Origin of the sequence: Bosea sp. 685 (assembly GCF_031884435.1) — a bacterium.
Taxonomy (GTDB): domain Bacteria; phylum Pseudomonadota; class Alphaproteobacteria; order Rhizobiales; family Beijerinckiaceae; genus Allobosea.
This window is the reverse complement of record NZ_CP134779.1, coordinates 5,667,058-5,691,076: the sequence shown is the minus strand read 5'-3', so window position 1 is coordinate 5,691,076 and position 24,019 is coordinate 5,667,058. Positions and strand designations below refer to the sequence as shown.

Annotated in this window: 18 protein-coding genes; 10 read left to right on the top strand and 8 right to left on the bottom strand. The window is 64.8% G+C overall.

The genetic code is table 11. From position 1 onward, the window contains the following. Positions 1-8: 8 nt before the first annotated feature. Entirely contained in the window at positions 9-1,058 is a 1,050-nt protein-coding gene (locus RMR04_RS27780) for an ABC transporter ATP-binding protein (RefSeq protein WP_311915968.1), read from the top strand. Continuing rightward, positions 1,018-2,094, top strand: a complete 1,077-nt coding sequence (locus RMR04_RS27775) for an ABC transporter ATP-binding protein (RefSeq protein WP_410492162.1) — start codon at positions 1,018-1,020, stop codon at positions 2,092-2,094. The genes RMR04_RS27780 and RMR04_RS27775 overlap by 41 nt, the downstream gene beginning before the upstream one ends. 83 nt (positions 2,095-2,177) lie before the next feature. Here RMR04_RS27775 and RMR04_RS27770 read toward each other — a convergent pair whose 3' ends face one another. Next, a complete protein-coding gene (locus tag RMR04_RS27770; protein ID WP_311911749.1) occupies positions 2,178-3,368 on the bottom strand; it encodes a nickel/cobalt efflux protein RcnA in 1,191 nt (396 codons plus the stop codon). Between the two features lie 141 nt (positions 3,369-3,509). Continuing rightward, a complete protein-coding gene (locus RMR04_RS27765) occupies positions 3,510-4,067 on the bottom strand; it encodes a GNAT family N-acetyltransferase (protein ID WP_311911748.1) in 558 nt (185 codons plus the stop codon). Positions 4,068-4,200: 133 nt separating this feature from the next. Between RMR04_RS27765 and RMR04_RS27760 the strand changes: the two genes are divergently transcribed. The 4 genes from RMR04_RS27760 to cueR all read left to right on the top strand — a co-directional run bounded on the left by RMR04_RS27760 (position 4,201) and on the right by cueR (position 8,802). Next, on the top strand, positions 4,201-4,491 hold the full coding sequence (locus RMR04_RS27760) for a metal-sensing transcriptional repressor (protein ID WP_069689517.1): 291 nt from the start codon (positions 4,201-4,203) through the stop codon (positions 4,489-4,491). A gap of 124 nt (positions 4,492-4,615) precedes the next feature. Continuing rightward, positions 4,616-5,263 carry a hypothetical protein gene (locus RMR04_RS27755; protein ID WP_311911747.1) on the top strand — a complete coding sequence of 216 codons (648 nt, stop codon included), beginning with the start codon at positions 4,616-4,618 and terminating at the stop codon, positions 5,261-5,263. A 358-nt stretch (positions 5,264-5,621) separates the two neighbouring features. Next, on the top strand, positions 5,622-8,162 hold the full coding sequence (locus tag RMR04_RS27750; protein ID WP_311911746.1) for a heavy metal translocating P-type ATPase: 2,541 nt from the start codon (positions 5,622-5,624) through the stop codon (positions 8,160-8,162). A 157-nt stretch (positions 8,163-8,319) separates the two neighbouring features. Then, positions 8,320-8,802, top strand: a complete 483-nt coding sequence (gene cueR, locus RMR04_RS27745; RefSeq protein WP_311911745.1) for a Cu(I)-responsive transcriptional regulator — start codon at positions 8,320-8,322, stop codon at positions 8,800-8,802. 491 nt (positions 8,803-9,293) lie between these two features. On the opposite strand, the gene RMR04_RS27740 is transcribed toward cueR, so the two are convergent. Genes RMR04_RS27740 through RMR04_RS27720 form a run of 5 tightly spaced genes read right to left on the bottom strand, consistent with a single transcriptional unit; the run spans position 9,294 to position 13,320 of the window. Then, positions 9,294-9,587 carry a copper-binding protein gene (locus RMR04_RS27740; protein WP_410492161.1) on the bottom strand — a complete coding sequence of 98 codons (294 nt, stop codon included), beginning with the start codon at positions 9,585-9,587 and terminating at the stop codon, positions 9,294-9,296. A 32-nt stretch (positions 9,588-9,619) separates the two neighbouring features. Beyond that, a complete protein-coding gene (locus RMR04_RS27735; protein ID WP_410492294.1) occupies positions 9,620-10,105 on the bottom strand; it encodes a cupredoxin domain-containing protein in 486 nt (161 codons plus the stop codon). Between the two features lie 36 nt (positions 10,106-10,141). Continuing rightward, entirely contained in the window at positions 10,142-11,596 is a 1,455-nt protein-coding gene (locus RMR04_RS27730; RefSeq protein WP_311911742.1) for a multicopper oxidase family protein, read from the bottom strand. A gap of 21 nt (positions 11,597-11,617) precedes the next feature. Further along, the gene (locus RMR04_RS27725) at positions 11,618-13,081 is read right to left on the bottom strand and encodes a TolC family protein (protein WP_311911741.1); all 1,464 of its coding nucleotides are present in this window, start codon (positions 13,079-13,081) and stop codon (positions 11,618-11,620) included. A 23-nt stretch (positions 13,082-13,104) separates the two neighbouring features. Then, complete coding sequence (locus tag RMR04_RS27720) at positions 13,105-13,320, bottom strand: hypothetical protein (RefSeq protein ID WP_311911740.1); 216 nt, start codon at positions 13,318-13,320, stop codon at positions 13,105-13,107. A gap of 191 nt (positions 13,321-13,511) precedes the next feature. Between RMR04_RS27720 and RMR04_RS27715 the strand changes: the two genes are divergently transcribed. Continuing rightward, positions 13,512-14,276: a response regulator gene (locus RMR04_RS27715; protein ID WP_311911739.1), complete on the top strand. Its 765-nt coding sequence runs from the start codon at positions 13,512-13,514 to the stop codon at positions 14,274-14,276. Positions 14,277-14,281: 5 nt separating this feature from the next. After that, entirely contained in the window at positions 14,282-15,709 is a 1,428-nt protein-coding gene (locus RMR04_RS27710) for an ATP-binding protein (RefSeq protein WP_311911738.1), read from the top strand. Positions 15,710-16,016: 307 nt separating this feature from the next. Here the strand turns inward: RMR04_RS27710 and RMR04_RS27705 are convergent, their stop codons facing one another. Continuing rightward, a complete protein-coding gene (locus tag RMR04_RS27705; protein ID WP_311911737.1) occupies positions 16,017-19,730 on the bottom strand; it encodes an autotransporter domain-containing protein in 3,714 nt (1,237 codons plus the stop codon). A 281-nt stretch (positions 19,731-20,011) separates the two neighbouring features. Between RMR04_RS27705 and RMR04_RS27700 the strand changes: the two genes are divergently transcribed. Continuing rightward, on the top strand, positions 20,012-23,401 hold the full coding sequence (locus tag RMR04_RS27700) for an ATP-binding protein (protein ID WP_311911736.1): 3,390 nt from the start codon (positions 20,012-20,014) through the stop codon (positions 23,399-23,401). A 14-nt stretch (positions 23,402-23,415) separates the two neighbouring features. Next, positions 23,416-24,012 (top strand): tetratricopeptide repeat protein, encoded by a 597-nt coding sequence (locus RMR04_RS27695; protein WP_311911735.1) that lies wholly within the window; start codon positions 23,416-23,418, stop codon positions 24,010-24,012. Positions 24,013-24,019 lie beyond the last annotated feature (7 nt).

Sequence of the window (24,019 nt, the reverse complement as noted above, 5' to 3'; positions counted from 1 at the left end):
GCGCCCAGATGCGCCCGGCCTCCGGCCTGCAGCCGGCGGCGCTGCGCGACGCCGAGCCGCTGCTGGCGATCGAGGGGCTGCGGGTCAGGATCGGGACGGGGACCCGCCCCGTCATCGATGGCCTCGATCTTGAAATCAGGCGCGGCGAGGTCGTGGCGCTCGTCGGCGAATCCGGTTCGGGCAAGAGCCTCACCGCCCTGTCGGTGCTGCGGCTGCTGCCGCCCTCGGCTGCGATCACGGGCGGCTCGGTCCGCTTCGGTGGCGACGATGTCGGCGCGATGCGGCCCGCCGCCCTCAATGCGCTGCGGGGCGGGCGCATCGGCATGATCTTCCAGCAGCCGCTCGCCATGCTCGATCCGACCTGCCGCGTCGGCGATCAGGTCGCCGAGAGCCTGCGTATCCATCGCGGCCTCAGCCGGGAGGCCGCATTGGAGCGGGTCGTCGCGCTCTTCCGCGAGGTTGGCATTCCCGCGCCGGAGACGCGGCTGCGCTGCTATGCGCATGAGCTCTCGGGCGGCATGGCGCAGCGCGTGATGATCGCGGCCGCGCTCAGCGCCGATCCCGATTTGCTCATCGCCGACGAGCCGACGACGGCGCTCGACGTCACCGTCCAGGCCCAGATCCTGCGCCTGCTTGATGAGCAGCGCCGGAAGCGCGACATGGCGGTGCTTCTGATCACGCATGATCTTGCCGTAGTGTCGGCGCTCTCGGAGCGGGTCGCGGTGATGTATGCCGGCCGCCTCGTCGAGGAAGGACCGACGCGCGAGGTCCTGAACGCTCCGCGCCACCCCTATACCAAGGCGCTGATCCGCTGCTCCCTGTTGCAGCGGGACGAGACCGGCGCGCTGATCTCGATTCCCGGTGGCGCGGCTTCAGCACGCGACATCGCCAGCGGCTGCCGCTTCCAGCCCCGCTGCAACGTCGCGGCGACGTCCGAGCACGCGCATGCCTGCTGCAGTGCCGAGCCGAGCCTGGAATGCTGCAGCGGCCAGCACAAGGCGCGTTGCTGGAGTGTCAATGCCGCTCCGACGATGCCTGCCGTGGAGCACAGCGCATGAGCGCGACATCTTTCGCCCAAGCTTCAGCGAAGGGGGCGGGGCTTTGCAGCACGAGCCGCCGGCCTTCGTGGTCGTGGATGATCTCGTCAAGACCTATCCGGTTGCCGGCTGGGGGCCGGGCGGCCGGCGCGTGGTCAATTCGGTCGATCATGTCTCGCTGTCGATTACCGAGGGCGAAGTGCTCGGCCTCGTCGGCGAATCCGGTTGCGGCAAGAGCACGATCGCCCGTTTGCTGGTCCGGATGACCGCCGCCGACAGCGGCTCGATCAGGATCGCCGGCAAGGATGTCGCGCAGCTGCGCGGCCATGAATTGCTCGATTTCAGGAAGTTGGCGCAGCTCGTCTTCCAGGATCCGTTCGGCGCGCTCGACCCGCGCATGCGGCTCGGCCATAGCCTCGATGCTCCCTTAAGCGCGCATGGCATGGGCGATCGCGGCCAGCGTCGCGCCATCGTGCTGGAGATGCTGCGCGAGGTTGGGCTCGATGAGAGCTTCTATGACCGCGTGCCCGGCGAGTGTTCCGGCGGGCAGCTCCAGCGCGTCGTGATCGCGCGCGCGCTGATCCTGAAGCCGCGCTTTCTGGTCTGCGACGAGCCGACCTCGGCGCTCGATGCCTCGATGCGGACGCAGATCCTGAACCTGCTGCTCGATCTCAGGAAACGCTTCTCGCTGACCCTGCTGATGATCTCGCATGACCTGCGGGTCGTGCGCTATCTCTGCGACCGGATCGCGGTGATGTATCTCGGCCAGATCGTCGAGATGGCGCCGCGCGACGAGCTCTTCGAGCGGCCCCGCCACCCCTACACCAAGGCCCTGATCGCGGCCTCGATGCTGGAAGAGAACGGGCTTTACGGCGCGGCCGCGCTGGGCGGGGAGCCGCCGAGCCCGATCAACCCGCCGCATGGCTGCCGCTTCCACGGGCGCTGCCCCCAGGCCGAGCCGCTGTGCCACGCGCAGCCGCCGGAGCTGGCTCCGCTCGGGAACGGCACCCTGGTGCGCTGCCATATCGCGCAGCGCGAGGTCGCGGCCGCTTCCTGACCGGATGATCTGACCTGGAATCAATCAGGGGAGCGTCCTGGACGCTCCCCTGATGCAATGCGTCGCTCAACCTGGCGTGTCGCTTAGCCTGCCTTTGGCTGGGCGGCCGGCGTGCTCTGCGCGGCCGGAGCTTGATGCTGCGCCTGCAGTCCGGTCCAGCCGTGATAGCCGGTATAGAGCCCGACGAGGACGATCAGCGCGCTGGAGAAATACGGCGCGCGGCCGGCCACCGCCGAGAGCCAGCTCACCCGCTTCGTCGCTTGCCGGACGCTGATGGCGGCGACCGCTCCGACCGTGACCAGCGTGATCGCAAGTCCGATCGAGAAGCACAGCACGAGAACCGCGCCGAGCGTGAACTGCTTGATCTGGACGCAGAGCAGCAGGACCGTGATCGCGGCCGGGCAGGGGATCAGGCCCCCGGTCAGGCCGAACATCACGATCTGCCAGGTCGTCACCTCGCGATTGGTGAACCGCTTGCGGATGTCGTTGGCATGGGAGAGCTCGTGCGCGTCCATATAGCCGTCGCTGGCGATAGCGAGGCCCTTCTCCTGGCTGTGCAGGGGATCGGTGCCCGCCGTGCCCTGGAGGAACGAGACGTCGTAATCATGCTCGTGGTCGCCATGGTCGAGGCTGAGCCGCACCATGAAATCATAGGGTTCGGCGATCGTCTCGGCCGATTCCATATAGCCGTCGCGATCGAGGAAGCTGAAGACCTGGCTCGTGCCGTCGGGGCGCTCGGTGGTGATCTTGATGTATTCGCCGGCCCATTTGTCGCCGCTGATGACGGTCAGGCGGAAATGCGCCGGCTTCTCCGGTGGGATCTCCAGCGACATGAAGCCGTGGCCGGTGTCGACGCGGTGCGACAGCGCAGTCTTGGCCTTGTTCTTCTCATAGGCTGCGACCTCACGCGCATATTGCTTGGCGCGCTGCTGGTCCTGCCAGGTTCGCCAGAACATCCAGGAGGCGATGCCGATGATGATGACCGCCGAGGCGAGTTGGAAATAGGGCTCCGTGGTCTCGGGATCGAGGCCCTTGAAGATGTACATGCCTCCCAGAGCCACCGCCCAGACGACGAGCGTATGCGAAAAGGTGGCGGCGAGCCCGAGCAGCACGGCCTGGAACACGGTGCCGCGCACGGCGACGATGAAAGCCGCCATCATCGTCTTGGAATGGCCCGGCTCGAGGCCGTGAAGCGCGCCGAGCAGGATCGCGCTCGGGATGAACAGCCAGGCATTGCCGGCCCCCTGGGCCAGCAGTTCGGTGAATGACGGCACGACAGTGCTCCTCAGATCCGGACATGACGCTGAGCCGCCGCACCGGCCGGTCCAACCGGCTCTGGTCGAGGGCGCTTTGCCTCCTGTCCTCGTCTTCTCGATCCCGGGGAGGCGCCTGGACTTGTGCCGGCGCTTGCCCGATCAAGCTGGTGTGTTCGACAAGCTCTTGCCGAAATGGGTTGTGGCCTCGTCGCTGGCGATCTCGGCATAGCCGCGTCCCCGCCAGAAGCCGATCGTCGCCGCGGTGTCGGCGTTGGCATGCAAATAGAGGGTCGCAAAGCCCAGGCGCCTGGCTTCGGCTTCGGCGTAGGCGTTGAGCCAGCGTCCGATCTGGCGGCCGCGCTGGTCCTTGCGGATATAGACGCGGACGAGCTGCGTGACCTGTTCCGGGTCAGGATAGCGCGTGGCGAAAGCTGCCGCCAAGCGCGGCTTGAATGTCAGGCAATACAGGCCGGCCGCCGCAACGAGCGACCCGTCCGGGGCGCTCAATGTCCAGAATGCACCACGGTTGCGCTGACTGAACCAGGATTGCTCCGGCCCCTGCGTCAGCGAGTCGAGGTCGGCATGCCAGTCGACCCGATAGTCGAAGCCGTAGAATTCCTTGATCACGTCGAGGCAGAACTGGCGCGCGGCCTTATGCTGCTCGCCGGAATCGTCGGGCAGCACAGCGAGCGTCAAGCCATGAGGAGCATCAGCCATCGAGATCAATCCAGCTCAAGCCATGCCAGCTACGGCGCTGGCCTTTCAGCTAAGGCTCGCGAGAGCTTGAATTCAGCTTCCACTTGCCAGCCGTTGTGATTGGCTATAACCCCTCCAGGGGGATAGGATCAACATGAAAAACGAACCGCACGAAAAAATCCATCACCACCGCCATCCGGAGATCATCACCCGGCTGAAGCGGGCCGAGGGCCATCTGCGCTCGACGATCGAGATGGTGGTGAATGTGCGCTCATGCCTGGAGATCGCGCAGCAATTGCAGGCGGTCGAAAACGCCGTCGCCAATGCGCGCAAGATCCTGATCCAGGAGCATATCGACCACTGCCTGGAAGAGGCGGCCGGTCACATCCCCACAGATGCGCGCGAGCTCCTGAAGGAGTTCAAGGCGGTCACGAAATTCCTCTGATGCCCAGATTCTTCTGACGCCCAAGATTCCTCTGACGCCCAAGATTCCTCCGACGCCCCTGGCGCGGAGCGATAGCCAAGTCGGCGGGATGGGCCTGCCGGCGCGAATGAAGCGGAGACCGAACATGTCGCAGCCAGCATCGATCCATATGGGCCACGGTCAGATGGTGGACATCGTCGCGCGCGATGCCGGGCAATGGGAAATCGTCTTCAGCGAGGCCGGCGTGCCCGATTACAAGGCGCCGCCGCTGAACGAGGTCGAGGTCGATGCGATCGACATCCAGGGCCGGATTCATCCCCTCGCCATCTCGGCCAGCGGAAGCGTCTCCTCCGTCCTCGCCAGCGGCCATGTCGAAGGCGCCTATCGCGTCCGCATGCGCGTCGTTCACGGCACGCATTTCCATACCCGCGAGTCGCTCCTGCCGGGCGCCGCGGCGCTGCCGCCTAAGCTGGGCGGCCAGGGCGGCGCGCTGGTCACGCTCGACGGTGGGCTCGACGCCGAGGTCAAGCGCCTGGACGAAACGCGCTGGGAGATCAGCTTCCTGAAAGGCGGGGCCGTCGTCGCGCCGCCTCCGGCTGAGAGCGTGGTCGTGCAGGCGATCGGTCCGCGCGCCGAGGACTACCAGATCCGCAACCTCGCGACCGAGCCGGGCCAGGTGCCCGCGACCCTGATCGCCAGCGGCAAGATCAAGGACGCGACGCATGCGCGCCTGACCATCAAGAGCGAGGTCGGCGAGCAGATCCGCGGCTTCCCGATCGTCAGCGCAGCCTGAGGAGCCTGGCCGACAACGACGCCGCTGTTTTCAAAAGCTTGAACATTGGGGACAAACGCGCCGTCATCCCGGACAAGCCGCGTCAGCGGCGCCGATCCGGGATCCATGCCGGAGCGCTTGCGAGTGAGGTTCCGGAATGGATCCCGGGTCTCCTTGCAGTCGCCCGGGATGACGGCGCGTTTCCCGAAATTCCGGCCGGCTGAAATCCTTGCTCACATGATCGGCCTGGCCCTGAGGCGACGAAACCTCGACGGCGCATGCGCCTGCGGCATCTCCGCGCAAGACTGGCGAGAGGCCCTTGACCTTCCCATTATGGGAAGGAGCATATCTCTCGCCAGATTGAGTCTGGAGTGACGTCATGTCGACTGATACGGTTCTGAAAACAACGGCTGGGCGCAGCACGCAGCTCGACATTCCCGTCGGCGGCATGAGCTGCGCCTCCTGCGTCGGCCGGGTCGAGCGCGCGGTCGCGGCCGTGGAGGGTGTGGAGTCGGTCGCGGTCAATCTCGCGACCGAACGCGCCCATGTCGTCCTGTCCTCAGTGAAGGTCGATCCTGCGGCCATCGGCGCGGCCATTCGCAAGGCTGGCTACGAGCCGTCCGAGAACACGGTCGATCTGAGCGTCGCCGGCATGAGCTGCGCCTCCTGCGTCGGCCGGGTCGAGAAGGCGCTGAAGGCTGTGCCCGGCGTTCTCGATGCGAATGTCAATCTGGCGACCGAACGGGCTTTTGTGCGCGTTCTGGGGGGAGCGGACATCGCGTCCCGGCTCGCGGCTGCGGCGACGGCTGCCGGCTATGCCGCCGAGCCCATCCAGGCCGGCATTGATATGGCCGATCGCGAGCGCCAGGCGCGCGAGATCGAGCAGACGAGCCTGCGTCGTGCCGTCATCGCGGCGGCCATCGCCACCCTGCCATTGCTCGTCTTCGAGATGGGGATGCATCTCTCGGAGACGCTGCATCATGTCCTGGCGGGGAAGGTCGGCGAGTTCAACATCAAGGTGATCTCGTTCCTGCTCGCGAGCTTCGTGCAGTTCGGCCCGGGCCTGCGCTTCCTGCGCAAGGGCTGGCCGGCGCTGCTGCGCGGCGCACCCGACATGAATTCGCTGGTGATGCTGGGCACCAGCGCGGCCTATCTCTATTCGACCGTGGCGACCTTCGCACCGGACTGGCTGCCTGACGGCACGGACTACACCTATTTCGAGGCCGGTGCGGTCATCGTCACGCTGATCCTGACCGGGCGCTGGTTCGAGGCGCGCGCCAAGGGCCAGACCAGCGAGGCCATTCGCCGCCTGATGTCGCTGCAGGCGAAATCCGCCCGCGTGCTGCGCGATGGCGCCGAGATCGATGTCGCGATCGAGACCGTGGTGCCTGGCGACATCGTCATTGTGCGACCCGGCGAGCGTATCCCGGTCGATGGCGAGGTCCTTGAGGGCCTCTCCTATGTCGATGAGGCGATGATCACCGGCGAGCCGATCCCGGCCCGCAAGGAGTCGGGCGCGACTGTGACCGGCGGCACCGTGAACGGAACCGGCGCGTTCCGCTTCACCGCGCGCAAGGTCGGCGCCGACACGCTGCTCGCCCAGATCGTGCGCACCGTCGAGGCCGCGCAAGGCTCGAAGCTGCCGATCCAGGCGCTCGTCGACAAGGTGACGATGTGGTTCGTGCCCGCCGTCATCGCATTGGCGCTGCTGACCTTCGCCGCCTGGCTGGTTTTCGGTCCAAGCCCCGCTTTCGCCTTCGCGCTGGTCAACGCGGTCGCGGTCCTGATCATCGCCTGCCCCTGCGCGATGGGGCTGGCGACGCCGACCTCGATCATGGTCGGCACCGGCAAGGGGGCGGAGTTGGGCATCCTGTTCCGCCAAGGCGAGGCGCTGCAATCGCTGAAGGACGCCAGGATCGTGGCGCTGGACAAGACCGGCACGCTGACCAAGGGGCGGCCCGAATTGACCGATCTTTCGGCCGCGCCGGGCTTTGCGGAGGACGAGGTGCTGCGTCTGGTTGCCTCGGTCGAGGCGCGCTCCGAGCATCCAGTCGCCGAAGCGATCGTCGCGGCGGCCCGCTTGCGCGGGTTTGCGCTGGCGGAACCGGCAGAATTCGCCGCCGAGCCCGGCTTCGGCGTCAAGGCCAAGGTCGAGGGCCGGGCGATCGAGGTCGGCGCCGACCGCCTGATGCGCCGCCTGGGCCTGGATCTCGCCGCCTTCGCCGATCAGGCTGGGCGCTTGGCCGCTGCGGGCAAGACGCCGCTCTATGCCGCGATCGACGGAAAGCTCGCCGCGATCATCGCCGTTGCCGACCCGATCAAGGAGACCACGCCCGCGGCCATCGCCGCGCTGCACGCGCTTGGCCTGCGCGTCGTGATGATCACCGGCGACAACAAGGGCACGGCCAACGCCATCGCCGCGCGGCTCGGCATCGACGAGGTCGTGGCGGAGGTCCTGCCGACGGGCAAGTCCGAAGTCGTCAAGAGCCTCCAGGCCGGCGGCGTCAAGGTCGCCTTCGTCGGCGACGGCATCAATGACGCGCCTGCCTTGGCCCAGGCCGATGTCGGCCTCGCCATCGGCACGGGCACCGATATCGCCATCGAGAGCGCCGATGTCGTCCTGATGTCGGGCGATCTCAACGGCGTCGCCAAGGCGATCGCTCTGTCGCAGGCGACAATCGCCAATATCCGCCAGAACCTGGCCTGGGCCTTCGGCTACAACATCGTGCTGATCCCGGTCGCGGCAGGTGCGCTCTATCCGGCCTTCGGCATCCTGATGTCGCCGATGTTCGCAGGCCTCGCCATGGCGCTGTCGAGCGTCAGCGTATTGACCAATGCGCTACGGCTCAGGCGCTTCGGCGGCGTCGCAGCCACGGCATCGGCACGAAGCCCCGCAGCAAAGCTCGCGCCGGCCGAGTGAAGCTTAAGGTTTGGATCGCAAGAGCAGGATGCGAAAAAGTGGAGACCGGCTTTTCGCATTGATCCTGCTCTCACTTTTAGATGAGAGACGGATTCAGATTTCAGATGAGATCACTTGGTGATCCCATCTGAAATCATCCGGCTCTAGGAGACGGGCCATGAACATCGGACAAGCCGCCAAGGCCTCGAACGTGACCGCCAAGATGATCCGCTATTACGAGAGCATCGGGCTGATCACCGCGCCGGTCCGCACCCAGGCCAATTACCGCGTCTATGCCAATGACGACGTCCATGCGCTGCGCTTCGTCAAGCGGGCGCGGAATCTGGGCTTCTCGATCGAGGAGGTGCGCGAGCTGCTGGCGCTCTGGCGCGACAAGAGCCGCGCCAGCGCCGATGTGAAAAGCGTCGCGATGAAGCATGTCCAGGATCTCGAAACCAAGATCTCCGAGCTTCAGGCGATGGCGCGCACGCTCTCGCATCTCGCCCGGACCTGCCATGGCGACGGGCGCCCGGACTGCCCGATCCTGGCCGATCTCGCCGACCCGGCCGCGTCGCTCGCGCCCGTGCCCGGCAAGCCCAAGCGCAAGGCGCGGCATGAAGCCGACTGCGCCTGCCACGAGGAGGCGGCGCTGCCTGTCTAGAGACTGTTCGGAAACCTCCCGAGCCTCATCCTGAGGATTCTGCTGTGGAGTGAAGCCAATGGTTTCGATGGCTCTGTCCTGACCAGGCGCGACGCCCTCTTCCCTTCTCACGCATCAAAGTCGGCTGTTGCCGACTTTGACACTTTGGGTTGCCCATCTCGGGCATGAAAGCCGGCGAGGCCGTGCGCCTCATCGAGAGGCGCGGGGAACCCTTCTCCCGGATGGGAGAAGGGCAGGGATGAGGGTGTGCCGCTGATTGTTGAGGTTCGACGGAGCCGCAGCACCTCCTATTGAGAGGGCACACCCTCATCCGGCGCTCCGCGCCACCTTCTCCCATCCGGGAGAAGGAAAGAGGGCGTCGCGCCCGCGCCCCATCGAAAACGGTGATGACTTTCTCGCTCATCCCCTGCCGCATCGGTTCTGGGTTCCGGGCTCGATCCTTCGGATCGAGCCCGGAATGACGGCGGAGCCCCAGCCAAAAGCCGTTGGTATCACTTCGCCTTCTGCAGCTTCGTGACCGTGATCTGGCCATTGACCCGGTCGGCGGTGAACATCACCTTCTGGCCGGCTTTCACATCCTTGAGCATGGCGGGATCGGCGGCCTTGAACACCATCGTCATACCGTCCATGTCGAGGTTCTTGATCGGGCCGTGATCGAGGGTGATCTTGCCCTGGGCCTCATCGACCTTCTTGACCGTTGCGCTCACCAGCGGAGCGTCCTGCGCCAGGGCTGCCCCGGCAAGGCCGAGGCTGATGAAGGCGATCGTGAGAAGTCTGCGCATCATGGTCTCCATTGTTGGTTTGAGAACAGCGATCGTCACTTGACGATGACCTTGCCGGTCATGCCCGCCTCGCGGTGGCCGGGGATCAGGCAGGAGAAATCGAACTCGCCGGCCTTGGTGAACTGCCAGACGATCTCGCCGGTCTTCTTCGGCGCGAGGCGCTTGGCGTTCGGGTCGTCATGCTCCATGTCGGGGTTCTTCTGCATCTCGATGGCGTGCTTCAGGTTTTCCTCGAGTGTCGCCAGCACGAGTTCATGGTCGAGTTCGCCATTGTTGCGCAGCTGGAACTTGACCTGCTCGCCGCGCCTGACCTCGATCCTGTCGGGAATGAACTGCATCTTGCCGTCGCGCTCGCCCATCGAGATCTGGATGAGGCGGGCAGGCTTCTTCGGGTCGCCGGGCTTGCCATAGGCGGTTTCGTCGCCATGGCCATGGCTGTGGCCGGCAGCGCCTGGCGCAGCGAAGGCCGCTCCGGTCGAAAGCAGCAAGGCCAATGCGGCCAGTTTCGGTATCGACATCATCCGCTTCATGCGTTCGCTCCTGTCCGGTGGTTCGGGTCAGTGGTTGGAATGCGGGTTCTTGGCGGCGGGCAGCGGCTTGCCGTCCGGGCCGAGCCTGGGCTTGCGCGGATCCTTGACCCGCCACTCCGTCGGCTCGACTTTGGCGCCGGGGGCGACCTTGGCGTCGAGCGGCTGCGCGCGCGGCGCCTCGGTCAGGCCTGCGCCCTTATATTCATAGGCGACGGTGCCTTGTGGGTTCTTGTACGAACCGGGATCCTTGTAGTCGCCCTTCGCCAGCCCCTCGCGCACCTTCACCACCGAGAACATGCCGCCCATCTCGACCGGGCCGAACTGGGCAAAGCCCGTCATCATCGGCAAGGTGTTGTCGGGCAGCGGCATCTCCATGCCGCCCATCTCGCCCATGCCGTTCGAGCCCATCGGCATGTAGCCGGGCGCGATCTTGGCGATCCGCTTGGCGAGGTCCTTCTTGCCGACGCCGATATAGGTCTTCACCGAATGGCCCATGGCGTTCATCGTATGATGCGATTTGTGGCAATGGATCGCCCAGTCGCCGGGCTCGTCGGCGACGAAATCGAAGGCGCGCATCTGGCCGACCGCGCAATCGACCGAGACCTCCGGCCAGGCGGCAGCAGGGTCGACCCAGCCGCCATCGGTGCAGGAGACCTTGAACTCGTAGCCATGCATATGGACCGGGTGGTTGGTCATCGTCAGGTTGCCGAAGCGGATGCGGACCTTGTCGTTGAGGCCGACCACGAAAGGGTCGATGCCGGGAAAGACCCGGCTGTTCCAGCACCACAGGTTGAAATCGAGCATGGTGTTGACCTTCGGCACATAGGAGCCGGGTTCGATATCGAAAGCGTTGAGCAGGAAGACGAAGTCGCGGTCGACCCGGCGGAAGGCCGGGTCCTTTGGATGCACCACGAAGAAGCCCATCATGCCCATCGCCATCTGCACCATCTCGTCGGAATGGGGATGGTACATATAGGTGCCCGAGCGCCTGAGCTCGAACTCGTAGACGAAGGTCTTGCCGGGCGGGATATGCGGCTGCGTCAAGCCGCCGACGCCGTCCATGCCATTGGGCAGGCGCTGGCCGTGCCAGTGGACGGTGGTGTTCTCAGGCAGCTTGTTGGTGACGAAGATGCGGACCTTTTCGCCCTCGACGGCCTCGATCGTCGGCCCCGGCGACTGGCCATTATAGCCCCAAAGGAAGGCCTTCATGCCGGGCGCCAGCTCGCGCTCGACCGGCTCGGCGACGAGGTGGAATTCCTTCCAGCCCTCCTTCATCCGCCAGGGCAGGGTCCAGCCGTTCAGCGTCGCGACCGGCTGGTAGTCGGGCCCCGATGTCGGCACGAGCGGCGCCTGCGTCGCAGCCTCCGCCATGGTCGGCGCTTCCGGCACCGAGGCGAAGGCGGTTCGCCCGGAGACGGCGGCCGCGCCCGCGAGCACGAGGCCCGACGAACCGATGAACCCCCTGCGTGACAATGCGGTCATGTCGATGTCCTATCGCTGGGGTCAATGAGCCGGCGCATCGCCGCCGCCGCCGACTGAGGCGACGACGGCCCCACCGCCTCCTGCGCCGACCCCGCCGCCGATGATCGCGTGTTTGAAGTCGGTATGCGCGATCCAGACATCGCGCCTGGCATTGATCGCGGCGACATTGGAGAGGATGCGGCCGCGTGCATCGACGATGAGCTGGGTCACGTCGATCAGCATGCCGTTATACTGCAGCAGCGCCTCGTCCTGGATGATCTTGCGCAAGGGCAGCACGTTGTTCTGGTACTGCCTGGCGATCTCATGGGTGCCGCGATAGGCGGTATAGGCCTCGCGCGCCTCGGAGCGGACATTGACCGCCTTCTCGGCGAGCGTGTTGGCTGCCTGCATATAGGTCTGCTCGGCCTGGACGATGCGCGACTGGCCGAAATCATAAAGCGGAATCTCGATTTCGAGCTCCAGCGTGCGGCTGCGCTTGGCCTCGCGCTCAACATCGCCATCGGCCAGGACGCTGCGGCCGCGATCATAGGTGCGTCGCCCCAGAAGATCGACGTCGTTCACGAAGCGGGTCGCCTGCGTCAGTCCCAGCGACTTGGCGAGGAGATCAAGCTCCACACGCGCGACCTGCACGTCGATGCGCTTGCGCAGCGCCTCGGCCTCAACAGCCTTGACGGTCTTCAGCGGCGGCAAGGGCGGCAAGGTGCCGGGCAGCTTGAACTTGAGATCGTCGCCCCAGAGGCCAAGCTGGCGCACCAGTCGCTCGCGCTCCTGGCGCTGCTGCAGCCTGGCTTGCGCGAGCTGCGCACCGAGTTCGGCGTCGAAGGCGAATTCGCGGGCCTGGTTGAGCTTGTTGATGCCGCCGGATTCGCCCAGCCGCTTGAACAGCTCGGATGCCGCGTCGGATGACGCCTTGGCCTCCTGGAAGAAGGCCGCCTGGGCATTGGCTGCAACAGTGCGATAATATTGCCGCCGCGTCTCGGCGGCGAGCTTCAGCACGGCCTCAGTCGCGCGCAATTGGGCCGCGCCGAAGCGATCGCGCGCGATCTCCGCCCGCGCCGGCAAGGTGGCAAGCGCGAGCAGGCTTGCCGCGACCTGGCGCTCGATCTCGATCTCGAACCGGCCCGAAAGTTTGGAGATGCCGAAGCGCGGATTGGGCGGCAGGCTGGCCGCGACCATCTGCGCCTCGGCGATGCCGAGCTCGTTGAAGGCGGCTTGCAGGCCGCGATTGTTGAGCAGCGCGATCTGGACGGCGCTGTCGGCCGTCAATGGCGCTTTTAGAAGCTTGTCGACCCGCGCCTTGGCTGTGCCGGCGGAGGTATCGTCGCCGATCTTGACGACATCCTTGTTCAGCTCGGAATAGGCGATCGTCTGCACCGTACCGACGCCGCCATCGGTCGAGAAGCTGGCGCAGCCGCCGAGCAGGGCGGCGATGCCGGCCAGTAAGGCGACGCGAGAGATCCGGTTCGCATGGCTGGGGGCAGGCATGGATGATGCGGCTCTTGTTCGGGTCATTGCCGCGGACCAACCTGGCGGTTTAGCTCGCGCCAGTCCTTGGGCTCCGCCGGGCGAAGCGTGGCCGACCCGGCACTGATGCTCTGATAGGCCAATGCCGGAACGCGGATGTCGGGATCGGCCGGTCGCGCCAGATAGCCCGGAACAGGCGCCGCCGAGCAGGCGCCAAGCGCCAGTCCGAGCGAGGTAATGAGGAGCGGTGTTGGGCGCATCGCGGGGCGGCATGTCCTGAGCGTCGATCGCATCTGGGTAGCAACTGGCCGCGGCCCGCGTCCGTTACAAATTGTTGCGATGCCGGCCGCGCATGGCGGGTCGAGTAGCGCTATCTTGTAAATGAAGCCGGGAGCTCTTCGCTTCCAGAGGACCATGCGAAGCGGACGCGCAAGGCAAGGGATCGCCGGATTTGGATCAGACACCCGTCACAGCAGCGGCCGACGACCACGGCCATGTCCTGGTGGTGGATGACGACCCGCAGATCCGCCTGCTGGTCGCGCGCTTCCTGCAGCGTCATGGCTATCAGGTGACGGGCGCGCCGGATGGCCGCGTGATGCTCGAAATCCTGGCGCATACGGCGATCGACCTCGTCATCCTCGATCTGATGCTGCCGGGCCGTTCCGGCATCGAATTATGTGGCGATATCCGCGCGACCTCGCAGGTGCCGATCGTGATGCTGACCGCCCGCAGCGAGGAGAGCGACCGCATCCTCGGCCTGGAGGTCGGCGCCGACGACTACGTCACCAAGCCGTTCAGCCCACGCGAATTGCTGGCGCGGGTGCGCGCCGTGCTGCGGCGCGCCCGGGCGACGCGCAAGGCGGATGCCGGCCAGGTCAATCAGTCCGTGTCCTTCGACGGCTGGAGCGTCGATCTGCGTCGGCGCGAACTGGTCTCGCCCTCGGGCACGCTGGTCGATCTCTCCACAGGCGAATTCGACCTGCTCGTCGTCTTCGTCGAGCATGCCAACCGCGTGCTCTCGCGCGAGGCGCTGATGCAATACGCCAAGGCCAGGACCAGCGACGATCCTTTCGACCGGACGATCGATGTCCAGATCAGCCGCTTGCGCCGCAAGCTGGAAGCCGATGCTCAGGGCGGCCAGTTGATCAAGACGGTCAGGGGCGCGGGCTATATCTTCACGCCCGATGTCAGGTCGCGCGCAGGGCAGCCGGCGTGAGGGCCATGCTGAAACGGGCGCTGCCCGACACGGTGGCGAGCCGGGCCATCCTGGTCCTCGTCGTGGCGCTGCTGGCTTTCCATCTCGCCGGCTACTGGGCCTACCATATCGGCGTCGAGAGCCACGCGACGCAACAGAGCGCTCGCGGCCTCGCCGAGCGCATCGTTTCGATCAAGCGCGCCATCGCCAGCATCCCGCAGGAGCCCGAGCGCGACCGCGTCGCCCATGACCTGTCGAGCGCGAGCCTCGAAGTGCATTGGAGCAAGGTCAGCCTCGTTCTGGGCACGGCGCCGGCGACCGAGCGCACGAAGGCGATGGAGGCCCGGCTCAAGGAGCTCGTGCCTGATCTCGCCGCCGAATCCTTCCGCCTCGGCTTCGCCGATGACGGCGCGCTCCGCTCGGGCGAGGCCGATGCCTATCGCCACATGATGCTGGTCTCGGTCAGGCTCGAGGATGGCTCCTGGGTGAATTTCTCGTCGACGGCGGGCGCGGCTCAGCATGGCGATGACGGGCTGATGACCGTCATGATCTGCCTCGGCATCGGCATCATCGTCGTCGCCGTGCTGCTGCTGCGCTGGGCGACGCGGCCCTTGCGCGATCTCGCCATCGCGGCCGAGCGTTTCAGCCTCGACCAGACACCGCAGCCGCTCGATGAGTCCGGTCCAGCCGAGGTCCGCCGCGCCGCGCGCGCCTTCAACACCATGCGCGAGCGCATCCAGCGCCTCGTTGCCGAGCGCACCCAGGCGCTCGCCGCCGTCTCGCATGATCTGCGCACCCCGATCACGCGTTTGCGCCTGCGCTCTGAATTGCTCGAGGACGAGGCGACGCGCGATCTCGTCGATGCCGACCTCTCCGAGATGGAGGGGATGATCGATTCGACGCTGGAATTCCTGCGCGGCGGCGACTCCAGCGAGGCTGCTCGCCCGATCGACATCGTCTCGGTGCTCGAAACCATCGTCGATGACGAGGCCGATCAGGGCCGCCGGATCACGCTCGACGCACGCGCCCATGGCCGCGTGCTCGGCCGCCTGCTCGCCCTGAAGCGCGCCTTCTGGAACATCGTCGGCAATGCGGTGAAGTACGGCGACAGTGCCGTCGTCGTGATCGCGGAGACGCCGACGCAGTTTGCAATCACGGTCGAGGACGATGGTCCCGGCATTCCCGAGGCTGAGATGGAGCGGGTCTTCCAGCCCTTCGTGCGATTGGAGGAATCGCGCGGCCGCGAAACCGGTGGCTCGGGCCTGGGCCTGACGATCGCCCGCGCCGTCATCGCCTCCCATGGCGGCGAGATCGCACTGGCGAATCGCCGCGGGGGCGGCCTGCGCGTGACGATCACCCTGCCGAAACTGGATCTGTCCGCGCGTCAGCCGGCCGATGCGGCGCAGGACCGCCCTGTGCAATCAGGAACTGCCGCTGAACAGCGGCCTGTCTGACTTCAGCGGCCGATTTGGAGGTTTTGCGGGGAATTGGCTAAATTCTCGGCTTGCTAATGGCCACCCTTCAGCATGCTCCAGTCTAGAGCATTTTCGAGCGGAGTGGACACCGGTTCGCGTGAAGAAAACGCGTTAAAACAAGGAGCTAGAGCATTTCCGCGATTCGGAGAAACGCGGAAATGCTCTAGAATCAGCGTTCTTCACGGACGACGATGCCATCGACCGACGAGACGTCGGAGAAGTCGCGCTCGCAAGCGACGACACCCCGCCAAACCTCCAGACGCGCGAGCGTGTCGATCGCTGCGCCTTACCAGGAATACCGCAGCACGCCCTTGCCGGCGTAGCTGCGTGTCACGTTGGAGAACTCGCCTTCGAACGTGGCAGCAGTGGACCAGCCGTTCATCCACTTCACTTCAGCAGCGGCGGTGACCAGCGCGGAGTCGGAGGCTTGTGCCGCGCCGTTGACGATGAAGCTGGCGCCGGGCAACGTCTGGAACGTGGCGCCGATGTTGCGGTCGCGGTTGAAATCATGCGCCCACGCGACGCGGCCGCGCAGGGTCAGGATCGCCTCCTGCATGGCGAAGGATTTGTCGATGCGCAGACCAAGTTCGCCGCGGCTACCGGTCACGCTTTTGGCGCCGTAGGCCAGCGCGAACGTGTTGGCGCCCGACACCACTGACTCCGCATATCCCGGCAGATCGAACGTCGTGAACTGGCCCGCGGCGTACGGCGTGATCCCGACGCCGCCGATGACCGGGGCGACCAGACGATAGCCGCCTTCGACACGCCCGGACCAGGCATTAGCATTGAACTGCGCGCGCAGCTGATCGATGCCGGCGACGGTGACGGTGCGATCGACGGTGACGTCCTGCCAGCCATAGGCCAGCGCGCCCGTCACATAAGCGGCACCGACATTGTGCCGGATGAACGCACCGGCCTGAAACAGGTCGGAATGTCCGGTGCCGTTATTGGCGACACTGAAATTGGTGCCGCCGCCGGCCAGCGAGAAGCCGGCAATGGTGAATGGCGAGAAACGATAGTCCGCGCCGACCGCGATGCCGTAAACCCGCGACGTCGTGTTGTTCGAGCCGAGCACGGCGTTGCCGTCGGTGCTCTGCGACCCGCCGAAGCCGGCCGCCCACACGTTCCAGCGCTGCGCGAATAGCACCGGCGGCGGCGCCTTGGTGGATATCGCCGCCAGAGCGTCGCTCGGATTGCGCCTCATCGCCGCATAGGCCAGCGTTGTCTCGGCGGCGTAACCGGACGCCATGCCGGGCGTATTCGTCGCATCACCCCGCCCGTCCATGAACGGGTCGGTCAACACCCCCATAAACTGGCTCATGGCATTGAATGTCGTCTGCTGCGAACCTGTCGCCGTCTCGCCGGACAGCTGCGTGAGGCCGTTCAACAGGCCGTTGCCGTTCAGCGTGAAGATGGTGCCGAACGCATCGTTCATCGTGCTGCCGCCGATCAGCGCACCATCGATGGCCGCGGCCACATTACGCTGATTGATGTTCGCGTTACCCGGCAGGATCGGCGAAAGCAGACCTGGATCAAGCGTGAGCAGCACGTCGTTACCGACGTAGCTCAGCACCGGGTTGCGTGCGAAGTTATTTGCCAGCAGGAAGCCCGACGAGTTGAAGGTTCCGCTGAGCGTGCCCGCGGACAGGATGGTATAGGTCGTGCGCTGCCCGACCCGCGCCAGCGGATCGACGACAACGGCGCCGGCAATACTGGCCGTTCCGGTCACGACGGCCCGGTCGCTGGCGGTGCCCTGAACCTGCACGAGATAGGTCGACGCCGCCGTCATGGCGAGGCTCGCCATGGTCAAGGTGCCGACCGAATTGCCCGGCGATAATGTGCCTCCATTGATCGTAACATCGCCAATGGTGCCGTTGCCGCCGATCGAACCGCCGGCGCCGACGATGAAAGCAGCGTTCGGAACCCGACCGTTGATCGCAAGGGAACCATCGACATTGACCGGGCCGCCGAAGCCGGAGTTGCCGGTCAGCAACCAGTTCGATCCGGCAACGCTGTCGATTCTTGCAAAACCTGTATCCAGTTGAGAGATATCGAACGTCGCCGAATTCGTGCCGGCCAGTTGCAAAATGCTGGTGCCGGTGCCGATCACCTTTCCGCTAATGGTGGCTCGTTCAAGCAAGCGCAGGATATCGTTGGTGCCGCCGAACTGGACCGCGGTGCCGCCGGTACCGGTGACATTGCCGCCGATTACCAGCGTCGCCGTGCCGCCCGATGTCACCACGCCGGTCGTGCCCGTAATATTGTTGGCATTGATGAAAATGTTGCCGGCGGCGAGGCGCGTTACGGAGATGCCGATACCCGGGGTCTGCACGCTGCCGCCCACGTCGATCATGATGTCGCCAGTGCCGAAACTTAGTGCGCCGATGCCGCCGCTGCTGGCCGCCGCGCCCGTGGTGGTCACGTTGCCTCCGACGCGGATCGTCAGCGGGTTGGCATTGGCGGCGTCGAGAATTGAAGCACCGATGCCGACGGCGCTCGGCGCGGTGGCGGTGATCGAACCGTTGACGGTGATGCTGATGCCAGCGAGTGCAGGTTGACCCGGAATGCCCAAACCCTGAACGGTGGCGGCAACACCTACCGCGATGCCCGATCCGACCGCGTTGACATCCTTCTTGGCAAGGATCGTTATCCCACTTCCATTCGAAAGATCTGCTTGCGCGGCGGCGAGGATGCCAATCGCCAGCCCGTCGCCGCCGATCGTCGTGGCGGACACGGTGTCGTTGGCGGTGACGCTGATGCGATTGCTGCTGCTGGGGCCTCCGGGGGTGCCCAGAAGAACCTGGACCCCGGTGGCATTCGCACTGCCCGTACTGTCCGTGGTGGCCGTGGCCTGGACCGGCCCGTTCAGCACCAGCGATAAATCACCGGAGCCAGCGGTGGCTTCTGCGCGTGCAGCCGTGGCCGTAGCCGTACTTCCAGCCCCGGTCGCGGTGGCGGTTGCCGAGACCGCGCCCGAGAAACTCGCCCGCAGCGAACCGGCCGCGGCCACGCCCACGCCAGTTGCCGTCACACTGTCGTTCGCGGCGGTACTGGTGGCGAGGGCGGTGGTATTCCCGCTCATGGTAAAGACCCGGGCGTTGGCCGATACGCCGTTGGAAGCGACAATCACGCCGGACGCCGACGCGGAGTTGATCGAAACCGATCCGTTGATGGCAACATTCATGCTGCCCGCGCCTTGAATCGTCGTCACCAAGGCCGCAAGAGGATTGCCGCCAGCAACATTGATGTCACCGCCGACCGTTGCATTGAGGTCGCCGTTGCTTAGGACCCGCAGGGACCCGTTGATGGCCTGCGTGGTCACGGCAACCCCACCGACGCCCAAGTTTATCGCCTGGATATTTCCATTGATCTGGCTGCCCACCGTGTTGATCGTAATATCGCCAACACCGGCTCCGTCAACGTTGATTGCATTGTTGACAGCCGTCACCACGCCGGCCGACTGCGTGATTGTGATCGGGCCATTCCCCACCGCCGAGATGCCTGTGGCGGCGGACGTCACGTTGGCCGAGCCGTTATAGGTAATCGCGCCCGGGCCGGTATTGTTGAGCGCGATCGCGTGGCCGTTGACCAAGCTAGTTATGCCGGCCGGGTCGGTGTGGTTGAAGGTCAGGTCGCCGGCGGAAACGCTTGCCGCGGCGGCAGCCCAGAAGACGATGCCGGTGTTGATGCCAGCGCCTGCCCCGACATTGACCGTGCTGGTGCCGGCAAAACTCGTCAGCAATGACCCACCGCTGGGATTGGCGGCGTCGCACAGCACCGCGCCGGTGTTGACACCCGAACAGGCGGCCAAGGCCTCGGACGGCGCGGCCAGCGCGACCAGCGACGCCAATAGCGCCGTTGAACCCAGCAACTTTTGGTAGCGTATCGACGCAGCCGATGTCGTCCAAAGGGCTCGAAAGAACATGCCGCGACCTCGAATTCGACGATTCAGGAAATCAATACGTCCGGCAACAGGCCGGGACATGAACGACAGAAACATGGTTCGGCTCGATCTGCGGCAGCAAGGTTATGAAAACGAGCGCCGCTGTCGCCAGACGCGGCCCCTGCGCTCTCGCGTTGAAATTGATAGAAGCACTCATGTTCTTTTCCAGAATTCCGCTGCCAGCCAGAGAAACAGAGCAAGCCATGGGACTTTAGCTGGCCGCCATTTTGCCGACGTTAGTTGTGCGTTAGGGCAGCGTTAATTGTGTTGGCGGCGCGCGCCCACCGTGCAAGATGTGCTTTCAGGGAGACTGTCGATGTGGCAGTGCCACGGATGGAATGAAAGACACCGCGCTACTCGCAAAGTTTGGTCTGTCGCTGCTTGGACGCTTTGAGCTGACGGCAGAGGACGGCGTTATCCATCTGCAGGGCAGGAAGCTCGCGGGGCTGCTGAGCTATCTGGCCTATACGGCACCTCGGCCTCAATCACGTGAGAAGCTCGCGACGCTTCTCTGGGGCTCGCATTTCGAGACCCAGGCGCGACAGAATCTGCGCTATGCCCTTTTTCGACTGCGCCGGATTCTAGGCCGGGATGCTTTCATCAACAGCGACGATGAGATCTCGCTCGCACCGGGTATCATCGCTTGCGATGCGGTTCGCTTCGAGGCTTTGATCGGTGAGGGTAGCCCCGCTTCGCTCGCTGCGGCTGTCGCTCTCTACCAGGGGCCGCTGCTTGCCGACCTGAATATCGAACAGGACGCGTGGTCGGATTGGCGCGCCGCGTTGCGGGAGCGCCTGGAGGAGCTGGCGCTCGACACCATGATCGGACATGGTCGGCACGCTTTGAATTCGGGAAACCCGGGGTCCGCTCTCAACATTGTCAACCGGGCCGTAGCCATGAACGGCCTGCGCGAGGACGCTCACCGGCTGATTATAGAGGCGATGACTGCCGCAGGACGCACAGCCGAGGCGCTCAAGCACTACCAGGATTTTGTTGTGCTGATCAGGCGGGAGCTGAACGCGGAACCGGATGCGGCAACACAATCACTTGTCGCGGAGCTTCGTGGCGCAAAGCCCAGTGGGATCTCGCGGAAGAACGGCGAGCGCCATCCAGATATGCCCGGCTCACCCGGGCCGGAGATAGGGGCCGAGACCGCCGCGGCGCAACACGATGATCCTTCGGCCATGGTTGCCAATAGATCGGACACTCTCGAACAACGCCAACTGACAATCATGACTTGCAGTGTGATTGGCTCCATGACCCTTCTGGCAAGCTTTGATCCCGAAGAGGGCCACGATCTGGTCGCCACCTTTCACGAGATGGTGGCCGATGCAGCAGCGCGATTTGGCGGATTTGTCGCCCAGTACCAGGGCAATGGCGTTACTGTGTATTTCGGCTACCCGACGTCTCATGAGCATGACGCCGAGCAAGCTGTGCGCGCCGGTTTTGCCATCCTCGACTCGATCGGCAGGCTGCATGCGTCTTCCGGTGTTAATATCCAGGCGAGCGTGGGGATCGCTACCGGGCTCGTTGTCGTCGGTGAAAAATGGGGGGCCAGTCATGCGCCGCAGCATATCGCGATTGGCGAGGCTCCAGGCCTGGCGGCGCGGCTGGAGGCTGCTGCCGCGCCGGGTGAAATCATAGTCGAGGCCCTCACACGACGGCTGGTGGGGCGGATGTTCGACTGCCACGCGCTCCCCGATATTGAGGTAAAAGGGCGGTCACAGCCGGTCGAGGCGTGGCAGGTGCATGGCGAGATGTCCAGCGTCAGCCGGTTTGATGCGCGGGGCGGAGCTACACTGTCCCCGCTTGTCGGGCGGCAGGAAGATATGGAACTGCTGCTGCGCCGTTGGCATCAGGCCAGGGCCGGCGAGGGTCGTGTCGTGGTCGTTTCGGGCGAGCCCGGTATCGGGAAGTCGCGCATCGCCGAGAGCCTCCTGGTCACGCTCAAGCAAGAGCGGCATACTAACCTTCGCTATTTCTGTTCTCCGCACCATACGCACAGCGCGCTTTACCCGTTCATTGCCCAAATCAACCAGGACGCCGGCTTCGCACCCGGTAGTAGCGCCAGTACAAGGCTGGACAGGCTGGAGGCGCTGCTCAAGCCGACGACGACAAACCTGCCGCGCGACGTGACTGTTATCGCCGAGCTTTTAGGGGTGCCGATGGACGGGCGCTATCCCGCACTGGCGATCAACCCGCAACAGAAGCGCGAGATGACCTTCAACGCTCTTCTCAACCAGCTCGATGGCGCGGCATCGCTGGGGCCAATCCTGATTGTGTTTGAAGACGCTCATTGGATCGATCCGACTTCCCTGGATTTGCTCGATAGAATAGTCAACCGCGCCACAAACTTGCCATTGCTGGTGCTCGTTACGCTCCGCCCCGAGGTCCAGCTGAACTGGGTTGGCCAGCCACATGTGACGATGTTGCCTTTGAGCCGCCTTGGCCGTGGCGACAGCGCCGGAATCATTCAGGGCATGACTCAGGACAAGGCGCTCCCCGATGTCGTCGTCGAGAAAATCCTTTCGCGCACGGATGGCATTCCCCTGTTCATCGAGGAACTGACGTGCACGCTGCTTGAGAGTGAGTTGGTACGCGAGGTATCATACAGCGATGTCCTCGATGGGCCACTACCGCCGCGCGCCGTCCCGACGACGCTGCAGGCTTCGCTGGCAGCTCGCCTCGACCTGCTCGGCCCCGCTAAGGCGGTGGCCACGATTGGTGCCGCGATCGGACGGGAGTTTTCTCACGAACTGATCGCTGCGGTATCGGGCTTGGCTCCGATAGATATCGATGCGGCGCTCCAACGTCTGACGAGTTCCGGCCTCGTTTCGCGCCGGGGCGCGCCTCCGGATGCGAGCTATCTGTTCAAGCACGCGCTCGTGCAGGAGGCAGCCTATGCAACGATGATCAGGGGCCGTCGGCAACGATTGCATGCGTGCATCGCCAAAGCGTTGATCGAAAAATTCCCGGCGCAGACCGAAAGCCAGCCTGAAATTGTCGCCCACCATTTCACAGAAGCAGGATTGGCAAGCGAGGCGGTCGGCTATTGGGTGAAGGCTGGCCGGCTTGCGCAGGCGCGCTGGGCCAACCGTGAGGCGGCCACATTCCTTGAGCGGGCGCTCGGTCTCCTTGAGACGCTGCCGGAGACCAGGGAGACACTGGAACAGGCCATAGATCTTCGCTTCGACCTGAAGACAGCGCTCTTCCCGCTCGGACAGTTCCAGCGCATCGTCACCTATCTTCGCGAGGCCGGGGAACTGGCCAAACGGCTCGACGATAAAAAAAGGCTCTGCCTGTTTTACGTGCATATGTGCCAGACCCTCAACTTGAGTGGAAATCCTGAGGATGCGGTCACGTTCGGCAGGGATGCACTGGTTCTTGCCAGATTTTTCAAGGATGTTCCGCTGCAAGTGGCAGCTGCTCTCTTTCTCGGGCTGGCCTGCTTCTCGACGCTGGATTATCGCCAGGCGGAGCATCATTTGCTGCACGTTCTGGAGATGCTTGGCGACGAACTGAGCACTGAACAGTTTTTCCTGGCAGGATTTCCTGCGATCAGTGCGCGGGCTTTTCTCACGCGCATCTATGCCGATCGGGGCAAGTTCGAGCATGGGATTGCACATGGTGAAGAAGGCATCCGCCTAGCCGAGGCGGTCGACCATCCCTACAGCCTGGCCATTGTCAGTTGGTGTCTGGCCGATCTCCTTGCCAGCAGGGGGAACTGAGCCGCGCTGTCGGCTTGCTCGAGCGTGGGCTTGCGGTCGCGCGTGAGTGGAATCTGCCTTTCCTCGTAGCCGGCAATTCGGGGAGCCTCGGCTACGTTTACGCGCTGCAGGGACGAGCCGAGGATGGTCTTCCGCTCCTGGAACAGGCACTGGGCGTTTTCGAAAAGATGCAGCACAGATTTGCGCAGTCGCTTTTCCTGGTGTCTCTAAGCGAAGCGTATATGCGCTTCGACCGACCCGCAGAAGCTCTTAATTTTGCCCAGCGAGCACTGACCCTGGCGCGCGAACACGGTCAACGAAGCGGCGAGGCAAGCGCTCTGCGTCTTCTTGGTGAAGCCTCTGTCAGCGGCGACCTTTCGGGACATGCCGAAGGCTATTATCGGGAAGCCCTCGCGCTCGCGATGAAGCTCGAAATGGGTCCACTTGCCGCGCATTGCCATTTTGGCCTCGGAAAGATGTATCTGCGCGGGGGTCTGCCGGATCGAGCCCGCGACCAACTCACGACCGTGACCATGATGTATCGTGAGATGGACATGGGATTTTGGCTGGATCAGGCAAACGTCGAGATGCGACAATTGCAGGTAGTCGATCGGCCGCGCACGACAAGCTGACGGAGTG

Coding starts and splice junctions, on each gene's coding strand:
- RMR04_RS27780 (WP_311915968.1), top strand. CDS start 9: ATGCGCCCGGCCTCCGGCCTGCAGCCGGCGGCGCTGCGCGACGCCGAG.
- RMR04_RS27775 (WP_410492162.1), top strand. CDS start 1,018: ATGCCGCTCCGACGATGCCTGCCGTGGAGCACAGCGCATGAGCGCGAC.
- RMR04_RS27765 (WP_311911748.1), bottom strand. CDS start 4,067: ATGGCTGATGCTCCTCATGGCTTGACGCTCGCTGTGCTGCCCGACGAT.
- RMR04_RS27760 (WP_069689517.1), top strand. CDS start 4,201: ATGAAAAACGAACCGCACGAAAAAATCCATCACCACCGCCATCCGGAG.
- RMR04_RS27755 (WP_311911747.1), top strand. CDS start 4,616: ATGTCGCAGCCAGCATCGATCCATATGGGCCACGGTCAGATGGTGGAC.
- RMR04_RS27750 (WP_311911746.1), top strand. CDS start 5,622: ATGTCGACTGATACGGTTCTGAAAACAACGGCTGGGCGCAGCACGCAG.
- cueR (WP_311911745.1), top strand. CDS start 8,320: ATGAACATCGGACAAGCCGCCAAGGCCTCGAACGTGACCGCCAAGATG.
- RMR04_RS27740 (WP_410492161.1), bottom strand. CDS start 9,587: ATGATGCGCAGACTTCTCACGATCGCCTTCATCAGCCTCGGCCTTGCC.
- RMR04_RS27735 (WP_410492294.1), bottom strand. CDS start 10,105: ATGATGTCGATACCGAAACTGGCCGCATTGGCCTTGCTGCTTTCGACC.
- RMR04_RS27730 (WP_311911742.1), bottom strand. CDS start 11,596: ATGACCGCATTGTCACGCAGGGGGTTCATCGGTTCGTCGGGCCTCGTG.
- RMR04_RS27725 (WP_311911741.1), bottom strand. CDS start 13,081: ATGCCTGCCCCCAGCCATGCGAACCGGATCTCTCGCGTCGCCTTACTG.
- RMR04_RS27720 (WP_311911740.1), bottom strand. CDS start 13,320: ATGCGCCCAACACCGCTCCTCATTACCTCGCTCGGACTGGCGCTTGGC.
- RMR04_RS27710 (WP_311911738.1), top strand. CDS start 14,282: ATGCTGAAACGGGCGCTGCCCGACACGGTGGCGAGCCGGGCCATCCTG.
- RMR04_RS27705 (WP_311911737.1), bottom strand. CDS start 19,730: ATGTTTCTGTCGTTCATGTCCCGGCCTGTTGCCGGACGTATTGATTTC.
- RMR04_RS27700 (WP_311911736.1), top strand. CDS start 20,012: ATGAAAGACACCGCGCTACTCGCAAAGTTTGGTCTGTCGCTGCTTGGA.